At 28.9% G+C, this 24,457-nt stretch carries 22 protein-coding genes; 16 read left to right on the plus strand and 6 right to left on the minus strand.

The features are described 5' to 3' along the window. Position 1: 1 nt before the first annotated feature. From BX611_RS07590 to BX611_RS07600, 3 genes are all read right to left on the minus strand, one after another. Positions 2-1,036 (minus strand): CDP-glycerol glycerophosphotransferase family protein, encoded by a 1,035-nt coding sequence (locus BX611_RS07590; RefSeq protein ID WP_115879792.1) that lies wholly within the window; start codon positions 1,034-1,036, stop codon positions 2-4. A gap of 4 nt (positions 1,037-1,040) precedes the next feature. Then, positions 1,041-1,721, minus strand: coding sequence for a phosphocholine cytidylyltransferase family protein (locus BX611_RS07595; protein ID WP_115879794.1), 681 nt, complete (start codon positions 1,719-1,721; stop codon positions 1,041-1,043). A gap of 294 nt (positions 1,722-2,015) precedes the next feature. After that, positions 2,016-2,831, minus strand: coding sequence for a 2,3,4,5-tetrahydropyridine-2,6-dicarboxylate N-succinyltransferase (locus tag BX611_RS07600; RefSeq protein ID WP_115879796.1), 816 nt, complete (start codon positions 2,829-2,831; stop codon positions 2,016-2,018). A gap of 97 nt (positions 2,832-2,928) precedes the next feature. On the opposite strand from BX611_RS07600, the gene ruvX reads away from it, so the two are divergent. From ruvX to BX611_RS07625, 5 genes are all read left to right on the plus strand, one after another. Then, positions 2,929-3,339: a Holliday junction resolvase RuvX gene (ruvX, locus tag BX611_RS07605; RefSeq protein ID WP_115879798.1), complete on the plus strand. Its 411-nt coding sequence runs from the start codon at positions 2,929-2,931 to the stop codon at positions 3,337-3,339. A 77-nt stretch (positions 3,340-3,416) separates the two neighbouring features. Further along, positions 3,417-4,004, plus strand: coding sequence for a peptide deformylase (gene def / locus BX611_RS07610; protein ID WP_115879800.1), 588 nt, complete (start codon positions 3,417-3,419; stop codon positions 4,002-4,004). 4 nt (positions 4,005-4,008) lie between these two features. Then, entirely contained in the window at positions 4,009-4,428 is a 420-nt protein-coding gene (locus BX611_RS07615; RefSeq protein ID WP_115879802.1) for a DUF5606 family protein, read from the plus strand. A gap of 3 nt (positions 4,429-4,431) precedes the next feature. Beyond that, complete coding sequence (mazG, locus tag BX611_RS07620; protein WP_115879804.1) at positions 4,432-5,211, plus strand: nucleoside triphosphate pyrophosphohydrolase; 780 nt, start codon at positions 4,432-4,434, stop codon at positions 5,209-5,211. A 57-nt stretch (positions 5,212-5,268) separates the two neighbouring features. Next, complete coding sequence (locus BX611_RS07625; RefSeq protein ID WP_115879806.1) at positions 5,269-6,000, plus strand: SDR family NAD(P)-dependent oxidoreductase; 732 nt, start codon at positions 5,269-5,271, stop codon at positions 5,998-6,000. A 140-nt stretch (positions 6,001-6,140) separates the two neighbouring features. Here BX611_RS07625 and lon read toward each other — a convergent pair whose 3' ends face one another. Continuing rightward, positions 6,141-8,594, minus strand: a complete 2,454-nt coding sequence (lon, locus tag BX611_RS07630) for an endopeptidase La (RefSeq protein WP_115879808.1) — start codon at positions 8,592-8,594, stop codon at positions 6,141-6,143. Between the two features lie 236 nt (positions 8,595-8,830). Between lon and BX611_RS07635 the strand changes: the two genes are divergently transcribed. From BX611_RS07635 to BX611_RS07675, 9 genes are all read left to right on the plus strand, one after another. Next, the gene (locus tag BX611_RS07635; protein ID WP_115879810.1) at positions 8,831-9,388 is read left to right on the plus strand and encodes an RNA polymerase sigma factor; all 558 of its coding nucleotides are present in this window, start codon (positions 8,831-8,833) and stop codon (positions 9,386-9,388) included. Beyond that, entirely contained in the window at positions 9,369-9,911 is a 543-nt protein-coding gene (locus BX611_RS07640) for a hypothetical protein (RefSeq protein WP_115879812.1), read from the plus strand. Before BX611_RS07635 ends, BX611_RS07640 begins: the two co-directional genes overlap by 20 nt. Further along, the gene (locus tag BX611_RS07645; protein WP_115879814.1) at positions 9,895-10,971 is read left to right on the plus strand and encodes a hypothetical protein; all 1,077 of its coding nucleotides are present in this window, start codon (positions 9,895-9,897) and stop codon (positions 10,969-10,971) included. Before BX611_RS07640 ends, BX611_RS07645 begins: the two co-directional genes overlap by 17 nt. A gap of 12 nt (positions 10,972-10,983) precedes the next feature. After that, positions 10,984-11,733 (plus strand): head GIN domain-containing protein, encoded by a 750-nt coding sequence (locus BX611_RS07650; protein WP_240324925.1) that lies wholly within the window; start codon positions 10,984-10,986, stop codon positions 11,731-11,733. Between the two features lie 226 nt (positions 11,734-11,959). Continuing rightward, positions 11,960-12,655 carry a tetratricopeptide repeat protein gene (locus tag BX611_RS07655; protein ID WP_115879816.1) on the plus strand — a complete coding sequence of 232 codons (696 nt, stop codon included), beginning with the start codon at positions 11,960-11,962 and terminating at the stop codon, positions 12,653-12,655. Continuing rightward, complete coding sequence (locus BX611_RS07660) at positions 12,656-13,189, plus strand: YfiT family bacillithiol transferase (RefSeq protein ID WP_115879818.1); 534 nt, start codon at positions 12,656-12,658, stop codon at positions 13,187-13,189. Between the two features lie 274 nt (positions 13,190-13,463). After that, the gene (locus tag BX611_RS07665; protein ID WP_115879820.1) at positions 13,464-13,928 is read left to right on the plus strand and encodes an Mpo1 family 2-hydroxy fatty acid dioxygenase; all 465 of its coding nucleotides are present in this window, start codon (positions 13,464-13,466) and stop codon (positions 13,926-13,928) included. Between the two features lie 10 nt (positions 13,929-13,938). Next, complete coding sequence (locus tag BX611_RS07670) at positions 13,939-17,370, plus strand: OmpA family protein (RefSeq protein ID WP_147296408.1); 3,432 nt, start codon at positions 13,939-13,941, stop codon at positions 17,368-17,370. Further along, positions 17,371-17,712, plus strand: coding sequence for a tRNA-binding protein (locus BX611_RS07675; protein ID WP_115879824.1), 342 nt, complete (start codon positions 17,371-17,373; stop codon positions 17,710-17,712). Here BX611_RS07675 and BX611_RS07680 read toward each other — a convergent pair whose 3' ends face one another. Then, positions 17,713-20,238 (minus strand): M14 metallopeptidase family protein, encoded by a 2,526-nt coding sequence (locus tag BX611_RS07680; protein ID WP_115879826.1) that lies wholly within the window; start codon positions 20,236-20,238, stop codon positions 17,713-17,715. 105 nt (positions 20,239-20,343) lie between these two features. Here BX611_RS07680 and BX611_RS07685 point away from each other — a divergent pair, with 105 nt between their 5' ends. Both BX611_RS07685 and mgrA read left to right on the plus strand, forming a co-directional pair. After that, positions 20,344-20,613 carry a hypothetical protein gene (locus tag BX611_RS07685; RefSeq protein WP_115879828.1) on the plus strand — a complete coding sequence of 90 codons (270 nt, stop codon included), beginning with the start codon at positions 20,344-20,346 and terminating at the stop codon, positions 20,611-20,613. Positions 20,614-20,632: 19 nt separating this feature from the next. Continuing rightward, entirely contained in the window at positions 20,633-21,631 is a 999-nt protein-coding gene (gene mgrA / locus BX611_RS07690) for an L-glyceraldehyde 3-phosphate reductase (RefSeq protein WP_115879830.1), read from the plus strand. A 162-nt stretch (positions 21,632-21,793) separates the two neighbouring features. On the opposite strand, the gene BX611_RS07695 is transcribed toward mgrA, so the two are convergent. Then, a complete protein-coding gene (locus BX611_RS07695) occupies positions 21,794-24,421 on the minus strand; it encodes a valine--tRNA ligase (protein WP_115879832.1) in 2,628 nt (875 codons plus the stop codon). Positions 24,422-24,457 lie beyond the last annotated feature (36 nt).

The raw sequence follows: 24,457 nt of genomic DNA on the forward strand, positions 1-24,457 counted from the left end.
CTTATTTACCAAATATTTTATGAATTTTTAAACGTCGTAAAAAAGACAAATTTCTTTTTTCAGGAATGCCATTTTTAGTTATATAACTTTCAACAGCCTCAACCATTCTTAATGCTGAATTTCCATCGTTAAAAGGATGGTATTCTGAAACAATATGCTGCCGTTGCTTTTTAAATAGATCCTTTTCTAAATTAGCACAAATTTTTTCTTCAAGGTTGGTATATTCCAAAGAATTATCCCATTGAATATTTTTAGAACTACATTTAAACGTAATTACTGGTTTATCTAACAGTAAAAACTCGTAAACAACCGAAGATGTGTCACTGATCATAATATCGGCCAGTAACAAAAATTTAATAATATTTCGTTCTTCTTCAAAAATAATATTGGCAGTTTCTTTGGCTAATTTCTTATAGGCTTCAACTAATTCCTCAGCCATTAAATCGTGAAATTTAACCAATATTAAATAATCCTTATTTTTTGAAAGTTGTTTAAACTCTTCAATTAAAAATGATGCCGATGTTAGTGATGGTGAAAACGTTGGTGCATAAAGCACAATTTTTTCAGCCTGATATTTTTTTAATAATGCTGTTTTATAATCATCATATTTATGTAATTCTTTTCCATAAATATCAATTTTAGGCCAACCGGTTTCAATTACATCAAAATTTTTATGCTTGGCTTTTAGTTCTAAAAATTTTCGTGTAAAAAAAGGTCCTTGAGTTAAGTATAAATCAAAATAATGTCGAATTCTAAAATGCCCTTTTTTTTCACCTGCAAAACCGTGAAAAACCTGTACTTTTAAGCCTCTTAAATAATATGGAACTTCATTACCAGGAACAAAAATAGCATCGCTTTTAAATGCTTTTACTTCGTTCATATTAGAAGTAAAAGGCTCATTTTTAAAAGGAAATTTCTCTTTTATTGGTTCCTTTACAAACCACAAATACTCATGTTTTTTTTCTTTTAAAACCTGCATAATAGGTTCTAAAATTCCAAAAGCATAAGGATTTTGACAAAAAAGTATTGTTTTCAAGGTATTAAACTATTTTGTTGGCATTTTGTAAATCTTCCGCAAAATCAACCTCTATACAGTTGTATTTTGAAATATCTATAGCTTTAACTTTTAAGTTATTTTCTGCTATTGCAGTTTCTAAACCTTTCTCAAAGTAATCGTTCGCATCACATTTTTCCAATTGAGAAATAAACGTATCTAAATCGTTAGAAGCAATAAAATTAATTCCAACAGCTTCCCCTAAACCATTTTTAACTTCTTTGGAAAGTTCATTTACAAAGCCATCTTTAAGCGTGTATTTTACTTCTTCATCAGCAACGCTTAATGTGTTTACTGAAATAAATGAATTATTTTTTTCAATATCATTTAACAGTACAGAAAGTAATTTTTCATCAAAAACAACATCACCATTAAACCATAACACTGATTTACCTCTATGTTTTTTTAATGCCTGTAATAAACTTTTTGAAGTATTTGTTTGATCGAAAAACGGGTTGTACACATAATTAACTTCAGGAAAACGCTCCATAATTAAGTCCTTTTTAAACCCAACAACCGTTGTTACATCATTAATATCAAAATATTTTGAAATATTTTTAAGTTGTTTCGCCATTATACTTTCTCCATCTTTTAATGGTGTTAATGGTTTTGGAAAGGGATTTCCAAGTCTAGAACCTATACCTGCTGCTAAAATGACAATTTTCAATGTACTTACGCTTTAAATTTAATTAATTGATGACAAAAATATAACTTTAAATTTTAATTGTGTTAACATTTGCAAATCGTTAAGTAAAAGACAAAAAAAGAAGCCTTCAAAAAAGTATTAAAACCCGTCATTCTAAACTTGTTTACTCATCCATTTCTTATTTTATAATAAGGAATTCGTGAATCTTCAATTTCAGGTTTGTATATTAATTGATAATCAATATGATGAGATTCTGAAATAAATTCAGAATGACGTTTTTCAAAAATTTATACAGCCTTTATGTGGTATTCTTTATTAAACGGCTACATCATTCTCACGAAGTGCATCATTTAAACTCGTCTTTTTATTAGTACTTTCTTTTCTTTTACCAATAATTAAAGCACAAGGAACATTGTAAGTTCCGGCTTTAAATTTTTTAGGATAACTTCCCGGAATTACAACAGAACGTTCAGGAACTTCTCCTCTCATTTCAATAGGTTCATCACCTGTAATATCTATAATTTTAGTACTCATAGTTAAAACAACATTGGCACCCAAAACAGCTTCTTTTCTAACTCTAACCCCCTCAACAACAATACATCTAGAACCTACAAATACGTTGTCTTCTATAATTACCGGGGCTGCTTGTAAAGGTTCCAAAACACCACCAATACCTACTCCTCCACTTAAATGCACATTTTTTCCAATTTGAGCACAACTACCTACAGTTGCCCAAGTATCCACCATTGTTCCTTCATCAACATAAGCGCCAATATTTACGTAACTCGGCATTAAAATAGTTCCTGCAGAAATATAAGAACCGTGACGCGCAACTGCATGAGGAACAACTCTAATCCCTTTTTCTTTGTAGCCAGTTTTTAAAGGAATTTTATCGTGATACTCAAAAATACCAACTTCAATAGTTTCCATTTTTTGAATTGGAAAATAAAGCACAACCGCTTTTTTTACCCATTCATTCACTTGCCACCCACCTTCAATAGGCTCTGCAACACGTAAAGTTCCAGCATCTAATAAATTTACAACTTCACGAATGGTATTTTGTGTAATTTCTTCTTTTAATAATTCTCTATTTTCCCAAGCTTTTTCAATAATCTCTCTAATTGCTTTCATCTTTAAATAATTCTTTAAGAAAGCAAATATAAAACTTAAAATAGTATTTGGTTCAAAATGCGTAAATTTGCACAACTTTATAAATATTGTTAACGAATTGGCACGAATTTTAGCTATTGATTATGGTGAAAAAAGAACTGGAATTGCAGTAACTGATGAACTTCAGATTATTGCTTCTGGACTTACAACTATTGAAACTAAAAATATATTTTCATTTTTAACTGAGTATCTTAAAAAAGAAAAGGTTGAATTATTTATTGTAGGAGAACCTAAACAAATGAATAATGCAGCAAGTGAAAGTGAACAATTTATAAAACCATTTGTAGCAAAATTAAGCTTGACATTTCCTAAAATTCCAATAAAAAGAATTGATGAACGTTTTACTTCTAAAATGGCTTTTCAAAGTATGATTGATAGTGGATTAAAGAAAAAACAACGCCAAAACAAAGCGTTAATTGATGAAATAAGTGCTACTTTAATTTTGCAAACTTACTTGCATAATAAATAAACATTTTGTTAATTATTATATAAACTTTTGACATATACCCTGATTATTTGTAATTTCGCAAACCAAAAAAATAGAATATGATATTACCTATAATAGCTTATGGAGATCCTGTTTTAAGAAAAGTAGGTGTTGATATTGATAAAGAGTATCCAGATTTAGATACCCTTATTGAAAACATGAGAGAAACCATGGTAAATGCAAGTGGGGTTGGCTTGGCTGCACCTCAAATTGGCAAAGCTATCAGGTTATTTATAATAAATGCAACTCCATTTAGTGAAGATGAAGATCTTGAAAAAGAAGAACGAGAATTTTTATCTAACTTTAATAAAGTATTTATTAATGCTAAAATTCTTAAAGAAGAAGGTGATGAATGGGTATTTAATGAAGGCTGTTTAAGTATTCCTGATATTAGAGAAGATGTTTTTAGACAAGAAAAAATTACCATAGAATATTTGGATGAAAATTTTGAAAAACATACTGATGTAATTGAAGGTATTGCAGCAAGAATTGTGCAACACGAATACGATCATATTGAAGGAATTTTATTTACTGATAAAATTTCATCTTTAAAAAAACGATTAATTAAAAAGAAATTAGAAAATATTTCAAAAGGGAAAATACAAGCTGAGTATAGAATGAAATTTCCCTTATTAAAAAGAAAATAACTATATGGAATTAAAAGATATTGTATCTGTAAATGGTAAACCGGGATTGTTTGAAATTAAAGCACAGTCTAAAGGTGGAATTATTGTTGAATCTTTATTAGATGGTAAAAAATTTCCTGTTACTGTTACACATAATATTAGCGCTTTAAATGAAATTGCTATATATACCTATGAAGAAGAAGTACCGCTTCGTATGGTTTTTAAAAGTATTGGAGAAAAAGAAGCTGGAAAAGAAGCAATTAGCCACAAAGAAAACGGTAAAGTTTTAACTTCTTATTTCAGAGAAATTTTACCAAATTTTGATGAAGAACGAGTTTACACTTCCAATATTAAAAAAGTATTACAATGGTATAATTTACTAGCTTCAAAAAATTTCGATTTCACTGCTATTAAAGAAGAGGAAGAAGAAACAGAAGAAGCATAAATTATGAATTCCCGAGAAAAGCAACTACAAGCCTTTGGTAGATTACTGGATATTATGGACGAGTTGCGTTTAAAATGTCCTTGGGATAAAAAACAAACTTTTCAATCGCTTCGTCATTTAACTATTGAAGAAACCTATGAATTAGGCGATGCCATTCTTAATAATGATTTAGAAGAAATTAAAAAAGAATTAGGCGATGTTTTACTGCATATTGTTTTTTATGCAAAAATTGGTTCGGAAAGCGATGCTTTTGATATTGCCGATGTTGCTAATTCAATTTCTGAAAAATTGATTCACAGACATCCTCATATTTATGGAGATGTTCAAGTAAAAAATGAAGAGGAAGTTAAACAAAACTGGGAAAAACTTAAACTAAAGGAAGGAAAAGAGTCTGTTTTGGAAGGCGTTCCCAAATCTTTACCAGCTATGGTAAAAGCTAACAGAATTCAAGACAAAGTTGCTGGTGTTGGTTTTGATTGGGAAAAACCTGAACAAGTTTGGGAAAAAGTTCAGGAAGAATTGGCTGAATTAAATGCTGAAATTGAAAAAGGAAATATTAGCAACATTGAATCTGAATTTGGTGATGTCTTATTTTCAATGATTAATTATGCTCGATTTATTAAGGTAAATCCTGAAAATGCCTTAGAACGTACCAATAAAAAATTTATTAACCGTTTTCAATATTTAGAAACAGCAGCCAAAAAAGTTAATAAATCACTTCACGATATGTCTTTAGATGAAATGGATGTTTTTTGGAATGCTTCAAAAAAATTCTACAAATAATTAATTGGTCTTTTTTCTTAAATATATTTTCATAAATTAGATTACAAATTAATTTCCATGGATAACGTTTTAATAATAACCGGTGGCAATAAAGGTTTAGGCTTTGGTTTATCTAAAGAATATCACAAAAATGGCTATAGAGTAATTTCAATTGCACGCAGTAAAATAGAAAAATTATACACACTGGAACAATATCAATGCGATTTAAGTAAAAGTGAAACTATTGAAAGTGTTGTGAATGAAATTTTTTCTCATTTAGATAAAAACACAACTAAAGTGTTAACTTTAATCAATAATGCCGGTGATTTAGGTACTGTTAATAAGATTGAAAATATTTCTCCGGAAGAAATTAGTTATACCATAAAAGTAAATTTAATAGCTCCTTTAATTCTAAATTCATTATTTATAAAATTATCTAAAGGTTGGGAATGCAAAAAGAAAATTATAAATATTTCTTCAGGTGCAGCCATTAATCCTTATGAAAGCTGGTCTATGTATTGTGCATCAAAAGCTGGTGTAGATATGATGACAAAAGTACTTTCAAAAGAGCAAAAGGAAATTAAAAACGGTGTAAAAATAGTTTCAATTTACCCAGGTATTGTGGATACAGATATGCAAGCTAAAGCCAGAAACACACCTAAAGAGCAGTTTAAATCCGTACAACGTTTTATAGACTTTTATGAACACGGAGAATTATTTACACCTAAACAAGTGGCAGAAAAAATTTACAAACTTGATATAAAAGGAAAACTAAAAAATGGTCGTATTTTAGATATAAGAAATGTATAAAAAAAGACTGTCTTAAAAGTGAACTTTTCGTCAGCCTGAACTTGATTCAGGTTCTCATATTAATTGATTATTAGTATGAAGAGATTCTCAATCAAGTTCAGAATGACGGATTTCAATATTTTTAAGACAGCCTCTTTTTTTTATAATTTCTTAGCTTTTTTTACTTTTTGCTTTGTAAGTGCTATTTTAATTACTTCGCTCATATCCGAAACATAATGAAATGTAAGTCCTTTTAAATAGGACTCTTTAATTTCTGCTATGTCCTTTTCATTGTCTTTACACAAAATAATTTCTTTAATATTTGCACGTTTTGCAGCCAATATTTTTTCTTTAATACCACCAACCGGCAATACTTTTCCTCTTAAAGTAATTTCACCCGTCATAGCCAATCTAGATTTAACTCTACGTTGTGTAAATACCGAAACCAAAGATGTTAACATAGCAACACCTGCACTTGGTCCGTCTTTTGGAGTTGCTCCTTCCGGAACGTGAATATGAACTTTATATTCATCTAAAATTTTAGGATCAATATCAAAATCTTGCGCATTTGCTCTTATGTATTCCATTGCAATAGTAGCAGATTCTTTCATTACTTTTCCAATATTACCAGTAATTGAAAGTCCTTTTCCTTTGGAAACAATAGATTCAATAAATAAAATATCACCACCAACACTTGTCCAAGCCAATCCTGTAACTACACCAGCAACATCATTGCTTTCATATTTATCGCGCTCTAAATGAGATGGGCCTAATACTTTTTCAATAATTTCATTGGTTATTTTTACATCATAAGCTTCTTCCATTGCAATAGATTTTGCTGCAAAGCGCACCATTTTTGCAATTTGCTTTTCCAATCCTCTAACACCAGACTCACGTGTATAAGCAACAACAATTTTTTCTAATTGCTTTTTACCTATTTGAACATGTTCACTTGTTAACCCGTGTTCTTTTAATTGCTTAGGTAATAAGTGACGTTTTGCAATCTCTACTTTTTCTTCAATAGTATAACCAGAAACGTTAATTATTTCCATTCTATCTCGTAAAGCCCAAGGAATGGTAGACAAACTATTTGCTGTAGCAACAAATAAAACTTTTGAAAGATCGTAATCTATTTCTAAATAATTATCGTAAAAAGTAGTATTTTGCTCAGGGTCAAGCACTTCTAACATTGCTGAAGAAGGATCTCCACTATGGCTTGACGATGCCAGTTTATCTATTTCATCCAATACAAAAACCGGGTTTGAAGTCCCTGCTTTTTTAATATCTTTAATAATTCTTCCCGGCATTGCACCAATATATGTTTTTCTATGTCCTCTAATTTCAGCTTCATCTCTTACACCACCTAAAGACATACGCACATATTTTCTACCCAAAGATTCTGCAATAGATTTTCCTAAAGATGTTTTACCAACACCTGGAGGACCATACAAACAAATTATAGGAGATTTCATATCACCTTTTAACTTTAAAACAGCTAAATGCTCTATAATCCTTTCTTTCACTTTCTCTAAACCAAAGTGATCGCGGTCTAATATTTTTTGAGCACGCTTTAAATCAAACTTATCTTCAGAAAATTCATTCCATGGTAAATCTAATAATAAATCCAGGTAATTACGTTGTACCGAGTATTCAGCTACTTGTGGGTTCATACGTTGTAAACGCCCTAATTCTTTATCAAATGTTTCCTGAACTTCTTTGCTCCACTTTTTTGTTTTTGCCCTTTCGCGCATTTCATCCAGCTCTTCATCGTAAGAAACACCACCTAATTCTTCTTGAATTGTTTTTAATTGCTGGTGTAAATAATACTCACGTTGTTGCTGATCCATATCAGAACGTGTTTTAGATTGAATTACGTTTCGCAACTCTAAACGCTGCAACTCTTCATCCATCTTTTTTAAAGTAAGTAATGCCCTATCTTTTAAGTTTTCAGTTTCTAATAACTCTTGTTTTTCTGTAACATTTAAGTTCATATTAGAAGAAACAAAATTGATTAAAAACGGCTTACTTTCAATGTTTTTTATAGCAAATGAGGCTTCAGAAGGCAAATTAGGATTCTCTTTAATAATACGAATTGCCATTTCCTTAATTGAATCTATAATAGCATCAAATTCAGGCTCTTTTTCTTCAGATCGGTCCTCTTTTCTTGGTTTTGTAATTGCCTGTAAATAAGGCTCTTCCTGTACAAAACTTTCAATTTCAAAAGGTTTTTTACCTTGAATTATAACCGTTGTATTACCATCAGGCATTTTTAACATACGCAAAATACGGGCTACAGTACCAACTTTATAAACATCATTTATAGTTGGATCTTCAATGCCTTCATTTTTTTGAGCAACAACACCAATTATTTTATTTCCCTTATTTGCCTCTTTAATTAATTGAATAGATTTATCTCTACCAGCTGTAATTGGAATAACTACACCCGGAAAAAGTACTGTATTACGCAATGGTAGTATTGGTAATACTTCAGGCACATCTTCTTTATTTATTTCCTCTTCATCTTCAGGAGTCATTAAAGGTATTAAATCAGCATCTTCATCTAAAATATGCTGTAATGACAGATTGTCCATTTTTAAAAATTTCGAATTACTCATAGTTTATTTTTGGTCATTTTGTCATTTAAAAATTTCTTATATCAAAAATTCTAATCCACAAAATTATATTATTATTCTGATTATCAGTACATTAAAGTATTTTTATTTGTACTTTCATAATATAAATTTCAATTGTTATGCCAAAATTAGATTAATTAGGTGTAATATATTTTTGTAATTTTAAATAAAAGTGTAACAGTTAAATAAAACAAATGTCTTTTTAATAGAAAGCAGTTTTGAAAGTAACAAATCAACATAGTAACCAGCTAATTGAAAAATGCAAAAACGGCGATAAATCGGCCCAGTTTGCAGTGTATAAACAATACTATAAAGCTATGTATAATGCTTCTTTAAGAATTGTGAATGATAGTTTTGAAGCTGAAGATATTATGCAGGAATCATTTTTAGCAGCTTTTACAAAATTAGATTCGTTTAGTGGAAATGTAACTTTTGGAGCTTGGTTAAAAAGAATAGTAATTAATAACAGTTTAACTGCTTTAAAAAAGAATAATAGAATAAATACAGTGCCCATTGACAAAGTGACTATAATTGAAAATGAAGAGGAACAATTAGATGCCAGTGCATTTAATTCAAGCATTATATTAAACGCATTAAAACAACTGAAAAGTAATTATAAAGTAGCCTTAACCTTAAATTTAATTGAAGGATACGATGCTGAAGAAATAGCTCAAATAATGGAAATTTCATACGAAAATAGCAGAACAACCATTTCAAGAGCTAAAAATAAATTAAGACACCTTTTATCTCAACATTATGAAAGACAACTTAGATAAAATATTTAAAAACTTAGAAGGCTCATTCGATATAGAAGAACCAACAATTGGCCATTTTAACAGGTTTGAAGCTAAACTTAATAAAACAGTAGCAGCTCCACCTAAAAAAGGAACTAATTTATTCACATTTATTGCTATTGCTGCTTCAATTGTGTTGTTTTTTGGAATTTGGATTGGGTCTAGCTTTTCAAACTCTGGAATGGAATTAGCTGCTATTTCTCCGGAAATGCAAGAAACAGAAAGTTACTTTGTAACAGTTATAGAAAAAGAACTTCAAATTATTGAAAAAGAGAGAAATCCAGAAACTGAGCAACTAATTAAAGATGCTCTTAACCAAATTAAAAAGCTTGAAAAAGAATACCAAGTACTTACTTTAGAGCTCAAAGAAAGTACTGAAGACCAACGAATTATTTACGCAATGATTTCTAATTTTCAACAACGTGTTGATGTATTACAAAGTTTATTAATTCAAATTGAAGATTTTAAAGAACTAAAAACCCAAAACAATGAAAAATTTATATAAAATTATAGTACTTCTTTTACTGATACCATTTATTTCAAATGCCACCGAAAGAGATGGTAAATACACTAAAAATAAAGTGATTACAAAAGAATTTAATGTTAATAAAAATGCACAATTAACCATTTCCAATAAATATGGAAATATTGGAATAGCAACCTGGGATGAAAACCGAATTGTTATAAAAGTGAGTATTACTACTAATGGAAATGATGAAGAAAAAGTAGAGAAACGCCTTGAACAAATTTATATTGAATTTGATGGAAATGCAAATGATGTTTCAGCAAAAACTATTATTGAAAAAAATTCCAGCTCATGGAGTCTTTGGGGTAGAAACAATAATGTGAGTATGGAAATAAATTACCTTATTCAAATGCCTGTTACAAACCATGTAGATTTAAATAACGATTATGGTGCTATAAGTATTGATAAACTTGAAGGTAGCTCTAAAATAAATTGTGATTACGGAAAATTAACTATTGGTGAGTTATTGAATTCAAAAAACTCAATAAACATAGATTACACTAATAAATCTACTATAGATTTTATGCAGGATGGCGATATTGATGCCGACTATTCGACACTGGTTGTTGAAAGAACGAACACTGTAAATTTAAATGCCGATTATTCTCATTTAACTTTTGGTGAAATCGACTTTTTAGATTACAACTGCGATTATGGTAGTTTAAAAATAGGGACTTCAGGTAATTTAATTGGAAATAGTGACTATATGCATACTACCATAGAAAAACTAGATGGATCTGGTGATTTTGATATGGATTATGGTTCATTAAAAATTAATGAATTAGGTGATAACATAAAAGATATTCATGTAAAATCATCTTATACCAATACTAAAATTGGGGTAAAACCAAGTAATAATTTTAAAATAAATGCAACCTTAAGTTATGGAAGTTTAAAATATGGGAATAACTTTACTTTTAATAAAGAAATTGTAAAATCATCTTCAAAATATTATGAAGGTTATTATAATTCTTCTAATACAAATGGAACTATTACCATAAAATCCAGTTACGGAACAATATCATTTTTCACCAACTAAAAAATATTAATTATGAACTTTTCAATACTAAATTTTAAAATAAAAACAATAGCGAGTATCCTATTATTAAGTATTATTAGTACAAGTGTACACGCACAATTTTTCACTAAAAAAATAAAAGGAAACGGAGATATAACAACTATAACAAGAAATGTTTCTGATTATGACGCAATTGGAATAGCTGGCTCATTTGATGTAAAATTATTTAAAGGCAACGAAGGAACAATTACCATAAAAGCTGATGAAAACTTATTGGAATATATTGTTACTGAAGTAGAAAATGGCAATTTAAAAATTAAGCCTAAAAAAGGCTACAACCTTGTATCTCGCAAAACTATTGAAATTACAGTTCCTTTTGAGTCTATTGATGGGGTTTCACTTGCAGGATCAGGTGATGTGTTTACTAATGATATTATAAAATCTAATAATTTAAAAATAAGTTTAGCCGGTTCTGGAAATATGGATTTAAACGTTTCAACTGGAGATTTAGATTCAAATATTGCAGGTTCAGGAAACATTAAATTAACTGGAGAATCTGATAATTTTAATTGCAGTATTGCTGGTTCTGGAAACTTAAACGGCTATAATCTTAAAGCAACTATTGCTAATGCATCTATTGCTGGTTCTGGAAATGTTAAAGTAAACGCAGTAAACGAAATTCATGCTAAAATAGCTGGTTCGGGAAATATAGTATATTCTGGTGATCCTGAAATTATAAAATCAAAATCCGCAGGTTCTGGTTCAGTTAAAAAGAAAAACTAAACTTCATTTTATTAATAGAAAAACTGTCTAAAAAATCTTAGTTGTTCTGTTTGTCAGGTTAAGTTTGTGGAAATCAATTTTAATTTATTTATAATTAGTAATAGGTTTCCACAAGCTCAAGATGATTACAAAATTTACTTTTTAGACAGTTTCTTTTATTTATCAAAACTATTTACGAAAAGAATTTCAGATGTTTTTTTATATTTACAATTATAAAAACTTCATTATGAAAATTAAAAATATTAGTATCTTTTTTTTAATAATAGTAGCTATAAGTTGCTCTTCACCCACAAATAGTCCTGAATTTATTGAAAGTGCCTCTGGAAGATATCTTTATAATTCAGATGAAATAATTGATGTTTACTTTAATGAAAACGAATTATATTTAAAATGGCGTGGAGCTGATAATATTAAACCGTTAAAAGTAGGTGATGAAACTTTCTTTGTTAAGGAAATGAATGAAAAAATTCAGTTTTTAACAAATCCCCAGGATAAAAGTATGTACTTGGTTTTAGTTCCAAAAGCAGCAAAAGATACACTTCAATATAATTTTAGAAAATTAAAATCTGATGAAAAAATTCCAAGTGAATATTTAAAAGATCAAAATTTTGAAAAAGCACTAGAAGGCTATTTAAATATTAAAAAAATAGATTCTTTAGATCCTTCAATTGATGAAAATAATTTTAATAAATTAGGATATAAGGAGTTACGCAACAAAAATTACAATCAAGCACTTACCATTTTTAAAATAAATATAGAACTTTACCCTAATAGCTCTAATGTTTATGATAGTTATGCGGACGCTTTAAAACAACGTGGAGATACCTTACAAGCTATAGAGTATTATAAAAAATCGTTGGCAATTGATTCAGGAAACAAAAGAGCAAAAAGATTTATTGAAAAATATGAAACAAAGGAATAAATGTTAGAAAAACTTAAATATCCCATAGGAAAACTAACAATTCCAACATCCATTACAAATAAAACCATTGAAGAATGGATTTTAGTTATTGAAAATTTCCCTGTTAAACTTGAAAATTTAGTTAAAAACCTTTCTGATTCACAACTGGATACAGTATACAGAGAAAATGGTTGGACTATTAAACAAGTAATTCACCATTGTGCAGATAGCCACATAAATAGTTATATCCGTTTTAAATGGTCTTTAACAGAAAATACACCACTAATTAAAGCATATTATGAAGATAAGTGGGCAGAGTTATTTGATAGTAAATCAGCTCCAATTTCACTATCATTAAATCAATTAAAAGCATTACACGAAAAGTGGGTATTTCTTTTAAAAGGTTTATCAATAAATGATTTACAAAAAGAATTTATTCATCCTGAAGGAAATAAAAGTGTTTCATTAGCTGAAAATATTGGAATTTATGCCTGGCATTGCAACCATCATTATGCACATATTAATAATTTAATTGTAACTAAAGGCTGGCACTAATTTTCTATTTTAACTTCCGTTTCTATAACAAATTTAAAAAGTACATCTCATTATTTTAATAAGTTTCTTAGCTACTTTATATAAGTAGCTATACCAAAGTCAGCTTAAATTAAGTTTTATAAACCAATTGCTTTTGCAAACAATAATTAATCCTTTTAAGTCGTTTTTAGTAATTATAACAAACAATGATATTTTTATATCTTTAACATCTCAAAGCACTCAAAATTTTACTGTATTAATAACACGCTTTAATAAATGTTAACGATTATTATTTATGAAAACACAACAACAATGGTTCGATGAATATGCCGTAAGTCATCAAAATAAAACAAACCAATCAATACATTTTATCTGTGTTCCAGCAATTTTCTTTAGCATAGTTGGGCTGTTAATGAGTATTCCTTCAAATACTCTTTCAAATCTATTAAATATTAACAATCCATTTATTGAAAACTGGGCTGCAATCATTTTAATAATATTATTGCTTTTTTACTTAAAACTTTCCTATTCTACTTTTGTTAAAATGCTTGCATTTTCAATAGTTTGCTTAATGGGAAATTATTTTTTATCAACTTTTCTTCCTTTGTTTTATACATCTTTAGCTATTTTTGTAGTAGCTTGGATTGGACAATTTTATGGACATAAATTAGAAGGAAAAAAACCTTCTTTTTTTAAAGATTTACAATTTTTATTAATTGGACCCGCCTGGGTATTTGAAAAACTTTCAAAAAAAGCATAACATTCTAAAAATGAAAAAATTAGCCCTTATATTCTTTTTATCAATTTCAACCCTAGTATTCGCACAGAAATATGAATACGAAATTTTTAATACATCTATAAACTCCAAAGATGCGGAATTAGGAGTTACTTATTTAAATTCAGAAACTGTAATATTTGCTTCTTCAAAAAAAACAGCTGAAGACAAATTATTTAGTAAAAACAGAAGACAAAATAACCGACAATTTTTTATTGAACTTTACAAAGGGATTATAAATGAAAATGGTGATATTATACAAACAGGGAAATTTAGTAATGAAACAAATAATATGTTTTATGTATCTGACATTACTTTTACAAAAGACTTAAAAACCACCTATTTTACTTGGAACAATTATTACAACACCACTAGTAGAAAAGATTCTACAAAATGGAAAACTTTACATATTGTTAAAGCTTCAATAAATCAAAATTATGAAGTTTCACATATTACTGAACTCCCTTTTAGCAGCGAATATTATTCAATTATGCAACCCGAATTAAGTAAAGATGGAAAGCAACTTTACTTTGTTTCAGATATGCCAAAGGGTTATGGAAATACTGATATTTATGTTGTAGATATTAACAACGATGGCACATTTGGAATCCCAAAAAATTTAGGGCCAAACGTAAATACTTCAGCTTCAGAGGCGTTTCCTTTTATAACTGAAAATGCACTTTACTTTTCTTCTTACGGTCATAATTCAAAAGGTGGTTATGATACTTTTAAAAGTGAAATAAAAAATGGTGAATTTCAAAAAGCAATAGGTTTACCCGATCCAATAAACACAAAATATGACGATTTTGCTTTTGTAATTGATAACAGCACAAACACTGGTTTCTTTAGTTCTGATAGAAAAAAAGGAAAAGGAGATGCCGATATTTATGGATTTTCAATGACTGAAAAAGAAATAGAATGTGTGCAATTAATTACAGGTGTAATTTTAAATAATTCCAGTAAAAAACCTATAAGTAATACCGTTGTTTCTATCTACCAAAATAATGAGTTAATTAACGCTGTTACAACAAGTAAAACTGGAAATTATTCTTTTGAATTAAGTTGTAATGAAACTTATAAAATTACTGCTGAAAAAGAACATTTTATGAGTGTTGAGTTTGATTTTGAAACAGATGAAATATTAGATTTTGAAGTTAAAAAAGATATAAATTTAACGGAAATTGAATGCAATCAAACAGTTAGTGGAACAATAACCAACTCTTTAACAAACGAACTATTAGAAAATATTACGCTAAAACTTTACCAAAATGGCGAAGTTATTGCAACCAAAACAACACGAAGTGATGGCTTATTTAGTTTTAATGTAAATTGTAATGGTAATTATACTTTAATAGCTGATAAAGATGATTTTACACCTTCTGAAATTAAAATAAAAACAACTAATGAATATGATAAAGAAGTAACTAAAAATATAAATTTATCACCTTTAGACTGCAACCAATTAATTACCGGAACTGTTACAGATAAAGAAACCGGTGAACAATTAATTAATGTGAATGTAAAATTATTTCAAAACAATAATTTAATTACAACCGGAAAATTAAATAACGATTCAAAATTCAGGCTGGATTTAAAATGTAATGAAACTTATAAAATTATTGCAGAAAAAGATGGTTATCAACCTTCCCAAATTGAAGTGAGTACAGATGGGCAATTTGATACTAATTTAACAACTAATATTGAACTAATTCCAGTTGCATGTAATCAACTAATTTCTGGTGTAATTACAAATGAAACAACCGGAGAACCAATCAGTAATACTCATATTAAACTATTTAAAAAAAATGATTTAATTGATGATTTATCCGTTGCTGTTTCTGATTATTCATTGGAAGTTGACTGTAATTCAGTGTATAAAATTGTGGTTGAAAAAGATGGTTTCAATAATTTTGAATTTGAGCTACAAACAGATTCAAGAAATAAATACAACCAGGAAAATAACATACAATTAATTCCTATTGAATGTAACCAGCTGCTTACCGGAACTGTTACAAATAAAGAAACCGGTGAACAATTAATTAATGTGAATGTAAAATTATTTCAAAACAATAATTTAATTACAACCGGAAAATTAAATAACGATTCAAAATTCAGGCTGGATTTAAAATGTAATGAAACTTATAAAATTATTGCAGAGAAAGATGGTTATCAACCTTCTCAAATTGAAGTGAGTACAGATGGGCAATTTGATACTAATTTAACAACTAATATTGAACTAATTCCAGTTGCATGTAATCAACTAATTTCTGGTGTAATTACAAATGAAACAACCGGAGAACCAATCAGTAATACTCATATTAAACTATTTAAAAAAAATGATTTAATTGATGATTTATCCGTTGCTGTTTCTAATTATTCTTTGGAAACTGACTGTAATTCAGCGTATAAAATTGTGGTTGAAAAAGATGGTTTCAATAATTTTGAATTTGAGCTACAAACAGATTCAAGAAATAAATACAATCAGGAATATAACATACAATTAATTCCTATTGAATGTAACCAGTTAATCAAAGGCATTATTGTGGATGATAGTTCAGGAAACCAGTTAAATAATGTAGATTTAGTAGTATTTGAAAATGCAATTTTAAAAGAAGAAATTTCGTTAAGAAATCTTGAATTTCAATTGAATGTAACCTGCAACAAATCCTATAAAATTGTAGTTAAAAAAACGAATTACAAAAGTACAGAACTTGAAATTACAACCAATAACATTGCTGATTTTATAACAGAGAAAATTATAAAATTAACACCTTTAAAATGTACTCAAATTGTTTCAGGAATAATAAAAGATAAAAATACAAATCAACTTTTACCAAATGCAACCATTTTAGTATTTAAAGATGATGTTCTTTTTAAAAATATTTCATTAGATAGTACAGCTATGTTTAATTTTGAATTGGATTGTAATCAAACTCATAAAATAATAGCTTCAACTAGTAAACACCAAAATAAAGAATGGCTCATTAACCCAACTTTAAATTATAATGAGTCATTTAATAAAACCATTTATTTAAGTCCTAAAGAAATTTTTGAAAAAATTGGCAATAACAAAATAATAAAAACGGAACCAATTTATTTTGACCTCGATAGATCGGATATTTTGCCAATTGCTATTATAGAATTGGATAAAGTAATTGAAATTATGAATAAATATCCAAAGCTTAAGATTAATATAAAAACACATACAGATAGCAGGGCTCCAGACGATTACAATTTAAAACTTTCTGAAGACAGGGCACAATCTATTATAAATTATATAACTTCAAAAGGCATTGACACCAATCGTGTTTCAGGTAAAGGTTACGGAGAAACTGAACTTTTAAATAAGTGTTCAAATGGAGTAAAGTGTACTGATGAAGAGCATAGAATTAATAGAAGAACTGAGTTTGTAATTATTGAAGAATAAATGAAAACAACAATAAATTTTGAAGATTTTAGTAAAGTTGACATTAGAATAGGGACAATTATAGAAGTTTCTGATTTCCCAAAAGCACGCAAACCTGCCTATCAGTTAACTATTAACTTTGGTGCATTAGGAATAAAAAAATCTAGTGCCCAAATCACAGATTTGTATTCTAAAAAAGAACTTTTGAACAAACAAGTATTGGCAATTGTTAACTTTAAAAAGAAACAAATTGCCAATTTTTTAAGTGAATGTTTGGTATTGGGTATTGCTAATAACAACAATAAAATTGTACTATTACAAGCTTCAAAAACCAATATTAAAAATGGAGAACAGGTAAGTTAATTACATTGTTTTTCCAAAAAATATTGCATTCATTAATAATTTATTTGTTCCATACCAAAAAGCTCTAAAGTTGGTATTATCTGTAAATACTGCAACTCTCCCAGCTCCCATTCTCTTAATTTGAAAAGGAACAGTTCCCTTTAATGCGTTTAGATTTGGTTTAGAAATATAGCCGCTTAACAAAGGATTTTGAGTATATAATATTGGATTGTTAAAACTGCTGCTATCTGGTTTTATAAATATTTTGGTTCTTCTAAACATTGGTAATTTTGTTGAAGTATAACCAAAATTAATAGGGTGAGTTCTATCTAATTTCGTTTCAAAAATTGCTCCACCAATTACTTGTGCTCCTGAAAAATCACTTTTTTGTTCAAAAGAAATATTTTTGGCGTCAACTTTAACATTTTCAAAATTTAAATCAATAAATTTATTTGAATTTAACCATTTTACAGCATTTTTATAACCAATAAGAATTCCTCCACTTTGCACCCAGGCTTTTAATTTATTTAAAGTTTTAGCATCCAATTTTAAATTTGAACTTGGAATAATAATACTTGTATATTTAGAAATATTAGCTCTTTGCAAAAAATCCACATCCAATTTTGTAAGGTTCATTTCATAACGTTGATCAAATAAATGCCATATTTCTCCAGCATCACTTGGTGAAATTCCGTTACCAACTAACATTGCAACTTTAGGTTTTTCTAAAATTCTAAAATCTCCACTACCTAAATCAATTCCTTCACTTGTTAATCCTGAAGTTACCCCTGTAATTAATATATTGCTTTTAGCTGCCACATTTTGTAAAAATGCAAACAACTCATTTTCATTTAATTGTTGGTTTTGAACAGGAATTAAAATGGTTCCATAATCATAATTTACACCGTTTAAGGTAAATTGTTTCATACCAACTTTTGCTCTAATTCCATTTTGAAGAATCCTATTTAAAGCCTTTGGCGAATAATATTCGTGCCATTCCATTAAATATGCATAGCTGCTTTTTTCGGAAACATTACCCGATTCTAACTTTAAATCGGCAACCAATTCACCTATATTTTCTTCAGATTTTAGTTCGGAATACTCTAAATTGAATGCCAATGGAAACGTCCATCCTGAAATGTCATAAAACAAACTATCAGTAAAAGATGTTCTTTTTTCAAACATTGCAGTTATTAACTTTTCTTTTTTCTGATTTGTTGGAATTATATAACTAGTTTCTTTTTTAAAGTTTGCACCACCTGAATTAAAGTCTGATTTTATTTTATGAAATTTAATTTTATGACGTTTTAAAATGGCTGCTAAATGATAGGTTTTAGCTTTATCTTTTTCACTTCCAAAAACAATTGCTTTTATAGTATTCTTCTCCTTTTTAGATGAATTTGATGTGTAAAAATCACGCTGATAATTTAGCAGTTTAATACGCATTTCTTTTGCCGCTTCTAAAGTTGACAAAGCAGTTGTAAATTGATTTCTAATTGTAAAAGGAAACGTTAATACACCATTTATGGTTTCTTGCGCATGACCTCTTGAACTTCCTTGTTCAAACAAAATTCCAATACCTCCATTTACATCTGGATAGGTTGAACCTTTTCCATAATAAAAATCATCATACCGTTCTTCTGTAAAATATAAAGAACCTATTTTATTTAATGCTTTTGCATGGTAATTTCCAATTTCTTTAGTCAATTCTTGATTTAACAAAGGCGTTAAAGGATGCACTCTGGATTGAATTCCAGGTTGAAAAAAGAAGGTAGAATTACTACCCATTTCATGATGATCAGTTAAAATATTAGGCATCCAATTTGTAAAAGTTTCAATTCTTGCTCTTGATTCCGGTAATTGTCCTGGTAACCAATCTCTATTTAAATCAAAATAATAATGATTAAACCTTCCTCCCGGCCAAACTTCATGAAATTCTCTATCGTTAGAATCTATGTTTAAGTGTTCACTTTTATTAATATTTGCCCAATATGCAAAACGTTGCAAACCATCAGGATTTAATGATGGATCTAATAAAATTATGGTATTTGTTAATAATTCTTCTATTTCAGAACCTTCTGCAGCTGCTAAATAATACGCTAACAGCATACTAGCATTTGCACCACTGGGTTCATTTCCATGAATTGAAAAACCTTGATAAACAACTAGTGGCATTTCAGAAGTATTTAAGCTTTTATTTTCTTTTGAATCAGTTATTTTCAAATGATTTAACCTAATTTCTTCTAAGTTTTTTTGATTTTTTGGAGATGTAATAGTTAATAATAACAGAGGTCTGTCTTCAAAAGTTTCACCTCTATCTTCAACAGAAATTCTATCGGAAGCAGCTGCTACAGCCTTCATATACGCAACTAATTTATCATGTGTTACATGCCATGCTCCAACTTTGTGTCCAATAATACTTTCTGGAGTAGGAATTTTCGCATTATAACTTACATCTTGCGGCAAATGATACGATAATTTTAAATTATCTTGGGCTACTAAATTAACTGATGAAATAACAAATAATAAAAGAATAATTTTTTTCATTTTAAGAAGTTTAAAACAAATATATTAAATTCCATTTAGGTAATTAGTAACTATTATTTTAGTAATTTTAATTTTTATTAAAACTAGAATAAATTCCATTTTTAGATGTTTGAAAGTTTATTAAAATCACTTTCCGGTGAATTACTTTTTGATGAATTACATAATAGTACTTATGCAGCAGGAACTTCATTAGCGGGTCAATGTGTAGGTGATGGAATTATTGCTGCTATTTCAATACAAGTTGGGGAAAATACCTTATTTACAAAAATAAGAAATACCAGAAATCAATTGAAATTACTGCCTCAGGAAGAAGTTGGAGCCATCAAATTAAAGATGTTACAAACAGGAAAATTAAACCCCCTATTACATTATTAAAAGAAGCTATAATATAATTATGAGTAAAAAACAAAAATACGAAGCAAATGCTTCAAGATATGAAGACATGAACTACAGAAGAACAGGAAACAGTGGATTGCTACTTCCTGAACTTTCATTAGGATTATGGCATAACTTTGGAAAAAATGATGATTTTGAAAATGCAAGAAACTTATTAAAATGTGCTTTCGATAACGGTATTACACATTTTGATTTAGCCAATAATTACGGTCCACCTTATGGTTCTGCAGAAACTACTTTTGGAAAAATTTTAAAGAAAGATTTCAAAAAGTATAGAGATGAATTAATTATATCATCAAAAGCTGGTTACGATATGTGGCCTGGGCCTTATGGAGAATGGGGTTCAAAAAAATATTTAATGGCTAGTTTAGATCAAAGTTTAAAACGTATGGGTTTAGATTATGTTGATATTTTCTATTCACATCGACCAGATCCTGAAACACCCTTAGAAGAAACTATGGGAACATTAGATTTAATGGTGCGTCAAGGAAAAGCATTGTATGTTGGAATCTCAAGTTATAGTGCAGAATATACTACAAAAGCTGCTAAAATTTTAAAAGATTTAGGAACCCCTTGCTTAATTCATCAGCCACGTTATAATATGTTTGACCGCTGGGTTGAAAATGGGTTATTAGATGTTTTAGCACATGAAGGTATTGGCTCCATTGCTTTTTCACCATTATCACAAGGTATGCTTACCGATAAATATTTAAATGGTTTTCCGGACGATTCCAGGGCGGTAAAAGATGGACGCTATTTAAATACAGATCAAATTAATGAGCACCTTTCAAAAATTAGAAGCCTGAATGAAATTGCACAAGAAAGAAATCAAAGTTTAGCCCAAATGGCAATTTCCTGGATTTTAAAAGATGATAGAATTACATCTGTATTAATTGGTGCCAGTAAAACTGAACAAATTTTAGATAGTTTAAAGGCAATTAAAAACACTTCATTTTCAAAAGAGGAATTGGTGAAAATTGATAAAATTCTAAAATAAAGAAATCTCATTCAGAAAATAATGCAGCGCCTATTGTGTTAGAGGAAACTATAAGTATTCGATAAGCTTATACTGACAATTTTTAAAAACAAAAAGGGATTCCAAATAAATGGAATCCCTTTTCTAAAGTACATTCGCCAGCCATAGCTTGTGTACCGTTTTTTACAAGCTATTTAAACTAGCTTTTATAGTTTCAATTTTAGATAAAGCATCTGCTTCTTTTTGACGTTCAATTAAAATTACTTTTTCAGGAGCATTATTTACAAAACGCTCATTACTTAACTTCTTTTGAACCGATTTTAAGAAACCTTCTGTGTATTTTAACTCTTCTTCTAATTTTGTTTTTTCCGCTTCAATATCAATAGCATCACCCATTGGAATAAAATACTCGTTAGATTTTACTCTAAAACTCAAAGCTCCATCAACTTTTTCAGTTACGTAATTAATATACGACAAGTTACCTAATTTTTCAATAACTGCATCAAAATCTGTATTTACTTTGTCGTTATTTAAAACAGCAAAATCAATTTGATCTTTAAAAGCAATATTTTTTTCTTTTCTAATATTTCTAATTCCTGAAATTACTTCTGAAGCTATTTTAAACTCATTAATTAAGTTTTCATTTACTTTAAGTATTTTTGGATATTCGGCAATTATTAATGCTTCTTCTGGAGTTCTTTCTGTAATTTCTTGCCATATTTCTTCTGATAAAAATGGCATAAAAGGATGTAAAATCTTTAAATTATCTTCTAAAAATGAAATTACTGCTTTTAATGTTTTTGCATCAATTGGCTGTTGGTATGCAGGTTTAACCATCTCCAAGAACCAAGAAGAAAAATCATCCCAAATTAACTTATAAATACTCATTAAAGCCTCACTAATTCTATATTGGTCGAAAGATTTTTCTAAGTCTGCTAACGTTTGTTGAAATTTTGCTTGATACCAATCAATCGCAATTTTAGCCGATTGTGGTTGGTCAATTTCTTCAGAAACTTCCCAGCCTTTTATTAAACGAAAAGCATTCCATATTTTATTTGAGAAATTACGCCCTTGAGCACACAAATCTTCATCAAATAATAAATCGTTTCCTGCCGCAGAACATAATAACATTCCAACACGTACACCATCCGCTCCGTATTTTTCCATCAATTCAATTGGATCTGGAGAATTTCCTAACGATTTTGACATTTTTCTACCTTTATTGTCACGCACAATTCCAGTAAAATATACATTTGAAAAAGGTTTTTCATTTCTAAACTCATAACCCGCAAAAATCATACGAGCTACCCAAAAGAAAATAATATCTGGTCCGGTTACTAAATCGTTGGTTGGATAATAATATTCAATTTCTTCATTAGTTGGATTTCTAATTCCATCAAAAACCGAAATTGGCCATAACCAAGATGAAAACCAAGTATCTAAAGCATCTGGATCTTGAAATACTTCCGACTCAGATAATTGCTTTCCTGATTTTTCCGAAGCTAATTTAACGGCTTCTTCTAAAGAATTTGCAACTACATAATCTTCCACTCCATCACCATAAAAATAAGCAGGTATTTGATGTCCCCACCATAATTGACGTGAAATATTCCAATCTCTAATATTTTCTAACCAATGGCGGTAAGTATTGTTATAATGTTTTGGGAAGAATTTTATTTCTTCATCTTCTAACACAGCTTTTAAAGCAGGTTTTACAATGGTATCCATTTTTAAAAACCATTGTGCTGAAATTTTTGGTTCAATTACTTCTTTAGTTCTTTCAGAAGTTCCAACTTTATGCAAATGTTGTTCAACCTTTATCAAGCAACCTAAACTTTCTAATTCTTTGGTTATTTCTTTTCTTACAACAAACCTGTCTTTACCTTCATAATGCAATCCGAAAGAATTTAATGTAGCATCATCATTAAAAATATCAATAACTTCTAGGTTGTGTTTTTCACCTAAAACTTTATCGTTTTGATCGTGTGCTGGTGTTACTTTTAAACAACCTGTACCAAACTCAATATCTACATATTCATCTTCAATAATAGGAATAACCCTTCCAACAATAGGAACAATTGCTCTCTTTCCTTTTAAATGTTTAAAACGCGCATCGTTAGGATTTATGCAAATTGCAGTATCTCCTAAAATTGTTTCAGGACGCGTAGTTGCTATAGTTAATACATCATCACTTCCTTCAATTTTATAATTTAAGTAATATAAATTCCCTTGTTTTTCTTCAAAAATAACTTCTTCATCAGAAAGTGTCGTTTTAGCAGAAGGATCCCAATTTACCATTCTATACCCACGGTAAATAAGTCCTTTGTTATATAAATCGATGAAAACTTTGGTTACAGCTTCACTTAACTCTTTGTCCATTGTAAACTTTGTACGTTTCCAATCACAAGAAGCTCCTAATTTTTTAAGTTGCTCTAAAATTATTCCACCATGTTCATCGGTCCAATTCCAAGCGTGTTTTAAAAATTCATCACGTGTTAAATCACTTTTATTTATACCTTGCTCTTTTAATTTCGCTACCACTTTAGCTTCAGTTGCAATTGAAGCGTGATCAGTTCCAGGTACCCAACATGCATTAAATCCTTTTAAACGGGCACGTCTAATTAATACATCTTGTATTGTATTATTTAACATATGCCCCATATGTAAAACTCCTGTTACATTTGGTGGTGGAATTACTATGGTATAGGGTTCTTTTTCATTTGGAGTTGAATAAAAATAATTATTATTCATCCAATAGTTATACCATTTGTCTTCTATATCTTGAGGGTTATATTTTGTTGCTAAACTCATTTTGGTCTGATCTTTGTAATATAATTTGCAAATGTA

It is taken from the genome of Lutibacter oceani (assembly GCF_003384935.1).
GTDB lineage: Bacteria > Bacteroidota > Bacteroidia > Flavobacteriales > Flavobacteriaceae > Lutibacter > Lutibacter oceani.